Source organism: Streptomyces cyaneofuscatus (assembly GCF_042718795.1).
GTDB lineage: Bacteria > Actinomycetota > Actinomycetes > Streptomycetales > Streptomycetaceae > Streptomyces > Streptomyces cyaneofuscatus_A.
In genome coordinates this window covers 38,670-51,369 of sequence record NZ_JBHXOX010000010.1, presented here as the reverse complement: position 1 = coordinate 51,369, position 12,700 = coordinate 38,670, and the positions used below count along the sequence as shown (strand labels likewise).

General features: G+C 72.3%; 13 protein-coding genes. All 13 read right to left on the bottom strand.

Going from position 1 to position 12,700, the window contains the following annotated elements; all coding sequences use genetic code 11:
* Nucleotides 1–65: 65 nt before the first annotated feature.
* On the bottom strand, nucleotides 66–305 hold the full coding sequence (locus ACFWRT_RS13460) for a hypothetical protein (RefSeq protein WP_380949225.1): 240 nt from the start codon (nucleotides 303–305) through the stop codon (nucleotides 66–68).
* Between the two features lie 420 nt (nucleotides 306–725).
* Nucleotides 726–1,757: a Scr1 family TA system antitoxin-like transcriptional regulator gene (locus ACFWRT_RS13455; RefSeq protein ID WP_380949226.1), complete on the bottom strand. Its 1,032-nt coding sequence runs from the start codon at nucleotides 1,755–1,757 to the stop codon at nucleotides 726–728.
* A gap of 62 nt (nucleotides 1,758–1,819) precedes the next feature.
* Nucleotides 1,820–2,074 (bottom strand): hypothetical protein, encoded by a 255-nt coding sequence (locus ACFWRT_RS13450; protein WP_380949227.1) that lies wholly within the window; start codon nucleotides 2,072–2,074, stop codon nucleotides 1,820–1,822.
* Between the two features lie 16 nt (nucleotides 2,075–2,090).
* Nucleotides 2,091–3,056: a hypothetical protein gene (locus ACFWRT_RS13445; protein ID WP_380949228.1), complete on the bottom strand. Its 966-nt coding sequence runs from the start codon at nucleotides 3,054–3,056 to the stop codon at nucleotides 2,091–2,093.
* Nucleotides 3,053–3,829, bottom strand: a complete 777-nt coding sequence (locus ACFWRT_RS13440) for a Scr1 family TA system antitoxin-like transcriptional regulator (protein ID WP_380949229.1) — start codon at nucleotides 3,827–3,829, stop codon at nucleotides 3,053–3,055. Before ACFWRT_RS13440 ends, ACFWRT_RS13445 begins: the two co-directional genes overlap by 4 nt.
* The gene (locus ACFWRT_RS13435) at nucleotides 3,826–5,763 is read right to left on the bottom strand and encodes a helix-turn-helix domain-containing protein (RefSeq protein ID WP_380949230.1); all 1,938 of its coding nucleotides are present in this window, start codon (nucleotides 5,761–5,763) and stop codon (nucleotides 3,826–3,828) included. Before ACFWRT_RS13435 ends, ACFWRT_RS13440 begins: the two co-directional genes overlap by 4 nt.
* Nucleotides 5,763–6,455: a hypothetical protein gene (locus ACFWRT_RS13430; protein WP_380949231.1), complete on the bottom strand. Its 693-nt coding sequence runs from the start codon at nucleotides 6,453–6,455 to the stop codon at nucleotides 5,763–5,765. Before ACFWRT_RS13430 ends, ACFWRT_RS13435 begins: the two co-directional genes overlap by 1 nt.
* 142 nt (nucleotides 6,456–6,597) lie before the next feature.
* Complete coding sequence (locus ACFWRT_RS13425) at nucleotides 6,598–7,458, bottom strand: Scr1 family TA system antitoxin-like transcriptional regulator (protein ID WP_380949232.1); 861 nt, start codon at nucleotides 7,456–7,458, stop codon at nucleotides 6,598–6,600.
* Nucleotides 7,455–8,291, bottom strand: a complete 837-nt coding sequence (locus ACFWRT_RS13420; RefSeq protein WP_380949233.1) for a hypothetical protein — start codon at nucleotides 8,289–8,291, stop codon at nucleotides 7,455–7,457. The genes ACFWRT_RS13425 and ACFWRT_RS13420 overlap by 4 nt, the downstream gene beginning before the upstream one ends.
* A 235-nt stretch (nucleotides 8,292–8,526) precedes the next feature.
* Nucleotides 8,527–9,405 carry an SAM-dependent methyltransferase gene (locus tag ACFWRT_RS13415; protein ID WP_381121296.1) on the bottom strand — a complete coding sequence of 293 codons (879 nt, stop codon included), beginning with the start codon at nucleotides 9,403–9,405 and terminating at the stop codon, nucleotides 8,527–8,529.
* Nucleotides 9,406–9,600: 195 nt separating this feature from the next.
* Nucleotides 9,601–10,512 (bottom strand): Scr1 family TA system antitoxin-like transcriptional regulator, encoded by a 912-nt coding sequence (locus ACFWRT_RS13410; protein ID WP_380949235.1) that lies wholly within the window; start codon nucleotides 10,510–10,512, stop codon nucleotides 9,601–9,603.
* A gap of 74 nt (nucleotides 10,513–10,586) precedes the next feature.
* Nucleotides 10,587–11,447, bottom strand: coding sequence for an SAM-dependent methyltransferase (locus ACFWRT_RS13405; RefSeq protein ID WP_380949236.1), 861 nt, complete (start codon nucleotides 11,445–11,447; stop codon nucleotides 10,587–10,589).
* On the bottom strand, nucleotides 11,444–12,694 hold the full coding sequence (locus tag ACFWRT_RS13400; protein ID WP_380949237.1) for a cytochrome P450 family protein: 1,251 nt from the start codon (nucleotides 12,692–12,694) through the stop codon (nucleotides 11,444–11,446). Before ACFWRT_RS13400 ends, ACFWRT_RS13405 begins: the two co-directional genes overlap by 4 nt.
* Nucleotides 12,695–12,700 lie beyond the last annotated feature (6 nt).

Here is a 12,700-nt window from a genome sequence, read left to right as displayed (position 1 = left end):
GGACGGAGCTGCCGAGCGGGACTCGGCCATGCCGCCACGGACACGAGGCACCGCTGCTCTTGCGTTCACTTGCCACCTCCGCCCAACGGATCACGCGTCGGCTGCCCTGCGACGTCGTACGTGGGGAGGGAGGCGGAGCCGACCGGGGCGTAGAAGGGCGGTTCCAGGGCCAGAAGACGGCCTACGAGCTGCATCTCGGGGTGGTCGAGCACATGCAGAAGAAGGAGCAGGGCCCGGGTGAGCGCCCCGGTCACCCACCGGGACAGGCGGCCTGTACCTCGGCGGCGAAGGAACGCGCGGTTCATCGGAGGTCACCTCCGGCCCCGCCGAGCCTCCGCACGGCGGCCGGCGACTCCCAGGCGCTCCCAGGACTGTCGACCAGCGGCACGCCCAGGCCGGAGGCTGTGCTGCGGCGCGCTGTCTCCAGCAGTACGAAGCTCCCACGTCCCGTGAGCACCCGGGCCGGCGGGGCGGGCGTTCTCGGGGAGGACTGGGGTGCGGAATCGCTGCGACGCGATGAAGGGAAAGTGCTCATGACCTTCTGGATCTTGAAGAGAGGAAGTGCGTCGGGTCAGGGACGGGGCTGTTCGCCGGGGCCGTCAGCTGCCCTTCGGTATGACCGGCAGGTTCGCGAGGCCAGAGCGTGAGGAGGGCATGGGATGTCCGTTCGTCGTCATCGGAGCGGCCGGGCCGCGAGCACTCGTACGTGGTGGGTGTGTCAGCGCTCAGAAGCGGAAGAGGAAGGCGGGTCCCTCCTGGGCGCCGTTTCTACCGGGGCGGTGCTCCTCACCGCGGGGCCAAGGGGAGGCGCGTACAGCGGTCCGGAATGCCGCCCAGCGCGGGCCGGGCGGTGGCCACCGGGGCAGGGGAGTTGGCGGTACGAGCGTGAGATGCCGCCCGCGCGGGGCCACGGAGGCGTTCGGTACCGAGCGGGCGGGGGCGGGGCGGTGCGCGGGGGCGGGGAGCTTGGCCGGGCCGGGTGTTCGGGGTGGTTCGTCGGTGGTCCGGGTGTGGTGGGCCGGCACGGCACGGTGCGCGGTCGAGGTCCCCGCGCGTTCGTGGTGGGAGGCGGCTGCCCGGTACAGGGCTTCGCGGGATGAGTGCTGGTCGGTGCTGCCGAGGGCTGTGTCGATGGCGGCGGCGAAGCGCAGGGTTCTGCAGTATTCGACGTCCTCGGGGGAGGGGCGGGCCAGGACGCGCCCGGCGGGCAGGGTGATGTCGACGATGTGCCCGGCCGGTTGCGGGCGAGGTGAGCCCGCTGGCAGTGCGGGCAGTACGCGGATGTCGGTGCCCTGCTCGGCGAGGTGAAGGAGGTGGTCGAGTTGGGCGGCCATCAGCCGGGCGGTGCCGCTGCCGTGGTGGAGGACACAGTTGTCCAGCACGTACACCGCGCTGGCGGCCGGGGGCGTGGGTCCGCCGGGCAGGTGGGCGTCCGGCTCGGCGACGGCCTGGGCGTAGTGCGAGGTCTGCAGCGGGGCGGGCAGGTGCTCGAAGGAGAGCCAGCGCACCCGGGCGGCGCCCTGGGTGCACGCGGCGAGCCGGCGGCCGTGGCCCGGCTCCCGGTCGCGGGTCATGCCGTTCCACTCGGGCCGCTGCGCCAGCAGGCGCCGCAGGCCCGGTTCGTCGGCCTCGCACCGGTACAGGCCGGTGAGCTTGGTGAGAGTGCCGGTGCTGATCTCGCACCGGCCCTCCTCCAGGGCCAGCAACGCTCGGGGGGTGATGCCGAGGAGCTCGGCAGGCTCCTCGGGCAGCATCATGCGGCTTTCACGTGCGTGTAGCAGGCACGCGCCGACCACCCGGGTCACCGGCGTCCACGGGGTCATCGGCCGTCTCCGGGCAGGTAGTAGCCGGGGCCGTGCTCACCGGCGAACCGGTATTCGACTTCACCGCTGACGGCAAGCTGCGTCAGCGCCGCTTTCACGGCCTCGGTGGTGGTCTGCAGGCGGTGGGCGATGAGCCCGGTGGGAAGGGCCTGGCCGGGTCGGTACCCGCCGGAGGCAAGGCGCTGGCGGATCACCGGCACCGGGTCGTCCGGAGAAGGCCGGTTCGGGTAGGGGCGGACACTCAAGGACACGGCGTTTCCGTTCTGGTCAGGGCCGCGCGGAGGCGGAGAGGCTGTCGGCGAAGTCGGCGAGGAGGCCGGCGAGGACGGCGGAGCGCCAGTGCCGTTCGCCGAGGCTGATGACGGTGGTGTCGCGGGCGGCGAGAGCGCGGCCTCGCGCCGCCCGCTGTGCGGCTGCCGCCGCGGGCGTGGTGGCGTGCTGGCGGTCGGCGGCCAGCGTGAGGCGGTGGAGGATGTCGTGCTGGAGGGCTTCGGTCCGGGAGATGACGTGGTGGGAGGGGCAAGGGGCGTGGTGCCACTGCTTGCGTGCGAGGTCGCGCAGGTGACGGATGGCGTCTCGGTTCCACGCGGTATCCGGTCCCAGTGGCACGACCCGCCCGCCTCGTGGTGGCAGGGCGGAGGAGCCCCGGCCCTCTTCCGGGGCCCGTACGGCGAACCCCTGTCGCACGGGTTCGAGAATGTGGCTGTTGGTCAGCGTTTGCAGTGCGCGGGCGAGGGCGTCGGGGTGGGTGAGGAGCGTTTCGACGAGATGCGGGGCTGGGGGCAGGGCGGTGTGCGGCGGGTATCCACCGGCGTCGATCATCGCTTCGAGGAGGTGGCGGGCGCGGCGGGCGGCGCGGGGCGTTGCGTGGTCGTCGGGGATGCGCCACTGCTGGCCGCGGGGTTCGACGGTTCCGGTGCGGGCGAGTTGCTCCAGAGCGTGGCGGACGGCGGTGGGGGTGCGGCTGGTGAGGCGGGCAAGACCGACCGGGTCCAGGAGCTGGCCTCCTTCTCCCAAGTCGCCTGCCCTGACGCGTTCGTCGAGTTCACCGGCAAGGACGGTGTACCGCTGGTCGGTTCGGGGGCGCAGGTTGCGGTCCGGGCTGGGGGCGGCGGCGGAGGGGGTCATGGAGTGCCGATCTGACGGTCGGGGCTGGAAGGTCGCGGCCGTGATGATCGACGCGAGGACGTCCAGGAGCGTCACCACGTAATCGACGGCTTTCGCGCGGGTCACCGGACCTCCCGGAGGCTGTGGTGGTGGGCGTAGGCCTCGGTGAGTAGGCGGCGGCTGCGGTCGGTGTCGGGTTGGTCGAGTGCGTGGTCGATGTGGGTGGTGAGGGCGGTGGTGGCCTGGTAGACGGCATCGGTGAAGCCGCCGGTGACGACGGTCATGGCGCTGTCGAGGGTCAGTTCGGCGTACGACCCTGGTGGGAAGAGGCCGGGGACGACGTGGATCTGCGCTCCGTTGTGCTGGGCGGTCAGCAGGTGGCTGATCTGCTCGCACATGAGCGCGGGTGTGGCGCTGCCGCGTCGTACGACGCTCTCGTCCAGGACGACGACGTCCTGTCCGCGCAGTTCGGGCCAGGGTCGGGTGGGGGAGGTCTGGTGAACGGCGGCGCCGTAGGCGGGGGTGTGCAGGGGCGGGGGGACGAGGTGGGTGGACAGCCACCGCACCCGGACGCACTGGCGTGCAACTGCGGCCAGCCGGTCGGCGAATCCCGTGTCACGGTCGGTCCGGTGCACCGCCCGCGAATCGGTTCGAGCTGTCGGTGGCCCTTCGGCCAGCCGGTGCAGGGCGGGCGCCTGGTCGGCCACCCCGTAGAGACGGCACAAGCGGCGCAGTTCTGCGCTTGTGGCGGGATGGCGTCCGGATTCGATGTGATCGAGCCGCTCGGCGTGCGTGCCCAGGCGGCGGGCGGCTTCGCCGAGGGTGAGCCGGGCGTGCTGGCGGGCGTCGCCCAGGATCGCGCCGACGACGTGGGCGACCGGGTGCCCGGGGCGGGTCATCGGGCCGTCCCGCCGGTGAGAGCGGGCATGGGCAAGGTGCTGTGCTCCAGCAGCCACGCCAAGTCCCCTTGTTCCCAGAGGGGGGCCTGGGGGCCGACGGCCCAGTAGCGGCCCCCGGGCCCGGTCCGGGCATCTGGGGCGGGCAGGGCGACGTCGGCACCCGGGCGGACCAGGCGCGCGCCCTGTCCGCGGCGCACGGGCCGGGGCTCGGCCCGGGTGAGGAGCAGGGCCTCGCGGACTTCCGGGAGACCGAGGACCGGCCCCCACCGGGTGGCGGGGATCCGGGAGAGGAACAGGCGGCAGGTCGACGCGCTGATCCGTACGAAGTCCAGCTTCCGGCCTGCGACAGCACTCGTTCCCCACGGTGGGAGGCCGCCGCTGAGCTCGGGGGGCGTGCCGGGAAGCAGGAGCAGCGGGTCGAGCCGGGAGTCGTCCGGGCGGGCCGGTGGACCAGGGCGGGTCTGCTGGGTGATCACCGGCCCGGCCCCGGCCGGTTCGGCGGGAAGGGCGGTGAGGATTCTTCGGTGCCATCCCACGGCGATGAGCTGAGGGTCGGTCAGCCCGGTGGCACGCAGCAGATCCAGGCACTCCATCACCCGGGTCTCGCTCAGCCCGGTCATGCGGGCGATCCGCGCGATCAGCTTGCCGTCCGGTACGTCCGCCGGCAGGCACCGCCACACCGCCTCGGCGTCGCCGGGCACCGCCCCCGGGTCGCGATCGCCGGCGTCGAGCGGGTCGAGCAGCCCCATGCTCAGGGACCGGTGGGTGAGGGCACGCAGCGTCGCTACTTCGGCCCGTCGGAGGCAGGACCTCTCGTGCGCCCGTACGGACGTGGGCCGCACCTTCAGGTGCGCGGCGGCTTCGGTGAGGCTCATGCCTTCCACCGTGAGCAGGGTGAGGACTTTGTGCTGGCGCCCGCTCACCTTCATCGGCGCCGTGGCCGCCGTGGCCGTTGTCTGGGCTGCTGGCCGTGGGGCGGGGGCCGGCAGCGGCGGAGGCGGTTGCCTGTCCGGCAGCTGTGTCCGGGTGTCCGCGGTGATCACGCCGAGCTTCCACCCCGCGTAGATCGCGGCCTCGTCAGTCCGGTAGCGGACGCGGAGCCTGCGCAGATATCCGTGGACGGTGTTGATGCTGAGGCCGGTGTGGTTGCTGATCACCGCGGGAAGCCGGATGTCGGGCACGTCCAGGGGCAGGCACTGCCACACGGCCCGCTCCCCGCCCGCCGGTTCCAGACCGTGGGTGACCTCGGGCGGCAGCAGCACCCTGTCGCGCAGCGCCGCGTGCATCAGGGCCCGGCCGGTGTCGACGCCCGCCATTTCCCTGCAGCGTCCGATCCTCCACGTGATGGCGCTGGTGGTGGTGGCTTCCTCGCGGGCGCAGGCGGCCGTGTCCCGGCCCGACGCGCGAAGGGCCAGCACCCGGCGCTGAGACGGTGCCGGATCCCAGGCACCGGTTCCGGGAGGAGAGGGGCGCACCGCCGTGCTCTGCGGGGGCGTCACGCTCTGATTCCCGGACAGCACACCGCGGGCGAACCCCGGGCCGATCAGCCCGTGAAGGCTGGTCTCATGGGTCTCGCACAGCTGGTCGATGACCATCTGGATGTGGCTCCGGCGCACCCGGATCGTGGTGGCCAGGACGGGGACGAGTTCGACGTCGAGGATGTCCCAGCGCAGGGCCGCCCACACCTGCTCGGTCACCGGGTCGAGCCGCGGCCGCGAGTGCGGGCCCGGGAAAGGGACGAAGCCCTGGGAGACGAGCCGGAAGGACAACGACCGCAGCGTGAACACACCGAAGGAGCGCTGGAGATCGTCCACGAGTGCGGTCATCGCCTGGGGCGCCATGCCCAAGGTCTCCGCGGCCTGCTGGGGCATCATCCCGGCAGCGATCCGTTCCGCCGGCAGCCGGTGCCGCTCGCCCAGCGTGCGCTTGCGCATCACAGCCTCCCGGGGGCGACAGGAGCCGGGGAGAGGCAGGCCGCGGCACGGTCCTGCTGGGCTGCGAGCTGCCGGACGACGGCGGGGTCGGCGGGGGTGACGTTCTGGAGATTGCGCACGAACCGTTCCGCGACCACCGCGGACAGGACGGACGGCCTGGGTTCCTCGTCCCCGTCGCCCGCGTCCTCGGCGAGCTCCACGTACTGCTCCTCCAGCATGCTGCTCGCGCCGGGAACAAACAGGGACCCGTACAACCCCACGAGTTCGGCCTGGCCCGCCCACACCAGCTGCCGGCCCCGGTCCTGCAGGACCGGGCACCAGCGCAGTGCGCACGCCGCGCACGAGGGGGGCATGTCCGTAAGCCCTTCCACCGGGCGCGGCGAACCGTCCGCGCGCCGCCGGGGAAGCACGAACAGCGGGTGCCCATAGCCCTCGTCGGGCTCCGCAGGGTTGCGTGCTGCGGGGCGCCGGCAGCCCTGGCAGGCCAGTTCGATCATGCACAGCGCCTGCCGGAAGGGGGAGACCTGGGCGCCGACCGGCCGCCCGGAGGGGGAGCCGAGCGTCCGCATCAGCAGGACATCGAAGCCGGGGTACCGGTCGTAGGGGGAAGGATTGCGGTAGGTGATCCAGCCGTCCTCGCCGGGCGTCAGCGGCGGCACGTGCAGGCCTCGTTCGCCTGTCGTGAGCGCCATGAACGGCATGTGCCTGGCCGAGACTGCCAGCGGGTCGCCGGGGGGATCCGCGGGGCTGGGGGCGGGGCCCGGGGTGAGGGAGGTGAGCATCGGCGATGATCCGTTTCGGGGCAGGTACGGGCAGCGGCAGGTCGGCGGGGGATCAGCAGGGCGGGGGGAGCCGGCCCTGCGACGCGGCGGCTCGGGCGTGCTCCAGGTGACGGCGGGAATCCGCAGGGCCAAGCGTCTGGTCGGCGGCCCGGTCCAGGTGGGCGCCCAGCCGCGCGTCGTTGTCGCTCCCGGCGTAGTACGCCACCCCGGAGGCCCGCTCGGCCGCGTGCAGCCGCTGCCCGCGCTGAAGGTGGTACTCCGCCCGTTGGTGTGCCGGCGGGTGGACGTTCCGGTCGACGGGGAGGATCCGCAGGTCCAGCCGTCCGGTGCCCATGGCGTTCAGCAGGTGCTGGACCTGGGCGGTGAAGAGGTTGGCCCCGCCCCACGGGCGGGAGAGGAGACTCGCGTCCAGGATCACGACCGGCACGGTGCCCGCGCCGAGGACACCCGGGCGCCCGATCTGCGGCTCCGGTAGCCCGTTCTCGACCAGGGCGGCGTAGGCGTCGGTGCGCAGGAACGCGGGAATGAGGAACTGGCTGTAGAACCGCGCCCGGTTCGCGCGGTGCTCGACGGCGGCGAGCCGATCCTGCCAGCCCGCCACGGAGTCGACCACGGGCAGCTGCTCGGGTCCGCCGGTGGCGTAGGTGGTGTCGCCGAGCTGCCGCCTCCCCCGGGAGAAGCTCTCCGTACGACTGCACCGGTAGGTCCTCAGCAGGGTGGCGGCCTCCGCTTCGCTCACCGGCCGCTGCCCTGACTCGATGCGGCTGAGCACGGGAACCGAGAGGGACATCCCCTGCTCACGGGCCAGGTCGGCGGACACCCGCCCCGCGGTCAGACCGCGCGCGAGACGCAGGTGCCGCAGGTAGGTACCCAGCACGAGGTGTCCGGCCGGTGCCGGGCTCGGGCTGCTCATGACGGCTCGACCCCCGGCTCAAGGGCTCGGGCCAGAAGCAGAGCAGTGGTGAAGGCGATGTCGGCGAGCTGGAGACGCGAGGGCTTGCAGTCGCAGGCCGGCTTGTACCGGATGTCCATCAGCCCGCCGCCGGTTGCGGCCCGCACGGCGTCTTCCAGGCGCTGTCCGATCGCCTCCGCCTCCGCGTGGTGAGGCTCTTCGGGCTCCTCGACCGTCATGACCGGTGCTCCCAGGCGGCCCCCGAGCTCCAGGGCGGTCGGCATGCTGATGGGCCCCAGAGCGACACGGTCGAGCCGGTGGTCCCACTTCGGTACGGGAAGGTCGTCCAGGCCCGTGGCGGCGAGGTGGGCGAAGACCTTTTCCAGGGCGTTCACTGCCTCCTGGCATGCCTCTACCGCGGTATGGATCAGACGGGCCAGGGGGTTCGCCGCGTCGATGCTGACGCTGACCAGTTCCACGCACAGGCTGCCGCGCAGGGTGCGCACGGGCCCGAGCTCAAGGGCCACCCCCGCCGCATCCAGGGCAGTCGCCAGCTGTTCGCGCAACCCCTCCAGTTCCTCTTCGCCCGCGGCCATCGAGCCGAACAGCCGTGGTTGAAGGGCCGCCGGCGTGGGCGGGACATGGGAGCCCGCGGTCACCAGGGCGGTCAGCCGGGCGACGTCCGGGCCATCCAGCGGCCGGAGCTGCAGGACCGGCTCCTCGGTGGAGGTGTCCGTCTGGATCGTGACGGCGTGCTGCACGCCGGCGAGAGCGAGCGCGTCAGCAAGGCGATTACGTGCCTGGAGCAGTTCCCGGGGCCCGCGGTCGGCTGCTTCGCTGATGGTGGTGGTCATGGTCGGATCCCTTTGAGCGGTGAGAAACAGGGGTGCGCCCGGTGCGGGGCGCGGCGGCGTCCGGTGTCCGAGCTGCGGGGCGCCGGTTGAGCCGGTCGGCGACGAATGCGTGGTGTTGGTTGCGGCGGCTTCTTCAGCCGGTTGTCCGCTTCCTCAAGGCCGGGGGCAGGGTCCGGGTTCGGCAGGCCGGGCTCGTCCGGTGCGGCTCCACGATCTGCCCGCCGGGGCAACGCGGTCAGGGGGCGGTGGTCAGGGCGATCGCGGCGTAGGCGCCGGTGAAGTCGCCGGGCGTGGGGGCGCGCTGGGCGAAGGGGCCGTAGCCGGAGCCCCAGAGCTCGGTGCGTACGACGCCGGGGGCCTGCACGGACCACCGGTTGAGCAGGGCGCGCAGGTGTCCGGCCGATCGGGGGTGGAAGCCGATGCCCGCTTCGGCGTAGATGGCCGACAGTGTCCGGATGCAGTCCTCGCCCTCGGGGCCGGGAACGAGGTCGGTCGCGGCGTGGGTGAGGGACAGCGCGCTGCCGGACGGCAGGAGGCGACGGAGGTCGTTGATGAGGTCGACCGCGTCGTGGTCGCCCATCCAGGGCAGCAGGTCGTGCGCCAGGACCGCGACGGGCCGGCCCAGGTCGAGTTTCGAGGTCACGGAGGGGAGCGCCAGCAGCTCGGCGGTCCTGCGGACGTCGGCATGGACGGCGAGGGTCCCGCGTTCCTCGGCCAGCATCGTGTTGGCGTGGCCGTAGGCCGGACCGTGGTTGTCGACGTACACCGTGCGGACATCGGCCGGGGCGCCCTGCGCACCGGTGAGAACCGAGCGGGCCGCGTCGTACGGGTGGAGGGCCCCGTCTCCCGGATCTGCGTACGGCAGCCCGCAGCCGAGGTCGAGGTACTGGGTGAAGCCCTCGGTTGCCAGCCACTGCACCACAAGGGTGGTGTACCGGCGGTGAGCGCGCACCGCCAGCGAAAGCCACGGGGCCGTGGTGAGCAGCTGGGCCGCCAAGTCCCGTTCCGCCGCGTAGTTGTCCGATCCGCCGGTCAAGTGGTCGACGACGCCGGCGACATGGGGCGGCCGGCCTCCTGGCCCGGTGCCGGATGAGCGAGACGGAACGAGCGACATGCTGGACATGAGGGCGGTCTCTCCAAAGGACGGGGGCATGGCGGTGCTCAGGCAGGGGCGGTCTTGACGGCGCTGAGGTCGAACGCGGCTGTCAACTGCCCGGGACGACGGGCATACGGTCAGGTCGGGCGGGCCCGGGCTGGCCTTGCCCGGCCCGGCCTCCTGCTGCCCGAAGTCCCCGACGAGGGATGGAGGTCACGAAGCGGCCCGCCGTTCCATGGCTTCGGCCGCGCTCACCAGCCGCGCGCGCGTCTCCTCCCGGCTCCACGCCTTGTCCAGCGCTTCCCGCAGACCGGCGCTGACGCTCCGGGCGGCGCCGGAACCTGTCTCGTAGGAGGGGAACAGGCCGACGCTGGCCACCATGCGCTGGCCGAGGACGGTGACCTCGGCGACCGGGCCGACGGTGGTGATGAACAGCACCTGGCTCATCGGCAGGATGCGGACCCTCAGGCCGCCCCCTGCGGGGTCCTCCTGGTCGATGAGAGTGGCAAGGTGGCGCAGCTGACCGGCGACGACGGCCGCGTGATTGCCGCCCTGGGTGAGGACTACCTCGTCCAGGATCACGGTCCGCCGCTGCCAAGGTGCCCAGTCGACCTGGTGCACCCACGTTGGCAGCCCCAGTACGGGCACGTCGGGGATGGCACAGATCTCGGGGGCCAGAACCAGCTGCTCGTACGCCTGGGTCCGCAGTCCCGCCGGAGGCCTCATACAGAACTCGACGACCTCGCTCGCGGATCGCATCACCGCGATGTGGCGGGCGGTCGCCTCGGCATCGGCGGGATCCGCCCAGTGATCGTGGAGGGCACGCCGGGCGAAGCCGATCTCCACCCGGTCGCGTCGCTTGGGAGGCAGGCTCTGGACCAGGAACTCTTTGTGCGGGTTCTTCACCCCGTACAGGCGCAGCAGTGCGCGCAGGGTCTCCGGGCGCTGGATGGGGGTCTCTGCTCGTTCCCACCGGCTGACGGCGGAGATGGACACCCCGAGGAGGTCTGCGGCCTTCTCCTGGTGGATGCCTTGCGCCTCGCGTACGAGCCGCAGGTAGAGCGCGATCATGATCTGGGCTGGAGGTTTCAGGGTTTCGGCCGGGGGAGGCACGACAGCGTGCATCACAAGTCCTTGCTGGATGGGAAAGGCGTGCTACCGAGGGAAGGGGCCGCAGCCAGGGGCTGAGCGGCGGGTTGTCAGGGGCGGCGTGCAACCTCGGGTTGTCTTGTCGCTTCCGTGCGGAGGGTGATGGCGGCGTAGGCGCCGGAGTAGCGGGCAGGGAGCTGGACGTGCCGGTGGCCGGGGTAGAAGGTGCTGGTGGGGACGAGCCCGGGCTCGGACAACGCCCAGGGCTCCAGGAGCCCGGCGATGGCCTCGCGGGACCTCGGGCTAAAGGGCGCGGTGGATCCGTTCCGGCGCAGCAGCGCCGCCTGCTGCTCTGCCGCCGGGGCCAGTTCCGTGGTGGCGTGGGTCATGCAGAGCGCGCTGCCCGGCGGGAGCCAGGCCCGCAGTTGATCGAGGGCGAACTTGAGGTCGGCGTCGCTGCCGGTCCACGCTCCGGCGTTGTCGACGAGGACGGCGACGGGGCGGGTCCGGTCGACGGCATGGAGGCTTCGCAGGACGGTGAGCATGTCACCGAGGCGCATGACACGGCGGGCATGGTGGCACCCGGGTGCCTGCCGTGTGACTGCCGTGGGCGGCAGGATGTCGAGGTGGGTGAACGACGCTTTGGGCACGGCGGAGCAGGCCGGCTGGACGTCTTCCGGCTGTCCGGGCCAGGGGAGCTCGGCACGGGCGCCGAGGGTGATGAACTGCCCGATCCCCAGCTGGCCGGCGAAGTCCTGGGCGGTCCGGTGCAGGAAGGCCCGGTTGATTTCGAGAGAGGTCACCAGCCAGGGGGTGGCCGCCTGAAGACGGTGAGCGAGGGCACGATCGCGGGGGAAGTGCGGCACGGGCCCGCCGGTGAGGTAGCTCATGGCCCGGTCGAGGCAGCCCGACCGCACATCTACGCCGTGGTCATCGGCGATCTCGGTGTGGTCGCTGATGGCGGGGCTCATGTGCGTGCTCCCGCGGAGACGGCAGTGGACTGCTCGTCGGCCGGGTCCAGGAGGACGAGGAGCTCGCGGGGACTGTTGCTGATGATCGATTCCGTCGGCGGCTGGCCGGCGCCGGGGTGAGCGAGCCGGAGACGGGGGAAGCGCCGGAAGAGGGAAGAGAGGCCGATGGTGCCCTCCGCGCGGGCCAACGGTGCGCCGATGCAGTAGTGGACGCCGTGGCCGAAGGCGAGGTGGGCCTTGTCGACCCGTTCCACGTCGAATTCGTCGGCCCGGTCGTGGGCCGCGGGGTGCCGTCCGGCGGCGCTGTAGGCCGCGAGGATCGCCTCGCCCTTACCGATGAGTGCACCGGCGATGGGGATGTCCTCCACGGCGTAGCGCAGGGGCAGGAAAGCGACGGGGGCGTCCCGGCGCAGCGTCTCCTCGACGACGGCGTCCCACTGCTCCGGCGGCCCGGCGAGGACGAGGCTCAATTGGTCGGGGTGGGTGAGGAGGTTGCGGACGGCGTTGGTGAGCAGGCCGACGGTGGTCTCGAACCCTGCGCTGATGACGAGGACCAGGGTGTCCACGAGCTGGCGCTGGGTGAGCTTGGTGCCCTCGTCGCGGGCGGCGATCAGGTCGCAGATCAGGTCGTCGCCGGGCTGCTCGCGCTTTTCGGCGACGAACTCGGTGAGGAGCTCCGTCAGCAGCTGGTAGTTGGCCTGCTGCTCCTCCTTGCCGAGCGTGGTCGCGAAGACCTTGTGCACCGGGCCTGCGAGACGCTTCTCCCACCGCTGGTGGACGCCCATGAGCCGGAAGATCACCCGGATGGGCAGCTGGTGGGCGAACTCGGCCCGGACGTCGACCGGTTCGTTGTGCTGCGCCTTTTCCTCCAGTGCGTCGAGGAGCTGATCTGCTATCTCCTGGATGACGGGCCGCATCTGCTCGGTGCGGCGGGTACTGAACGCCGGGGCGATGAGCTTGCGCAGTTTGCGGTGGTCGTCACCGAAGGCCGTGAACATGTTCTGCACCGCGATCCAGGTGACCAGGGGCCACTGGGCCACCACCGAGGCGAAGTCGGGGTAGTGCTGCCGGGGGTCCTTGGAGACCCGCTTGTCGGTGAGCAGCTCCTTGAGGACCTCCGGGTCGCTGACGGCCCATGCCCGGACGCCCAGGATGTCGACCTGGGTGAGGGGGCCGAGGGCGCGCAGCGCGGCGTCCTCCCCGGTGCGGTCGGTGGCTGCGGGGTCGAGCGTGAAGACGTGCGTCATGGGTGC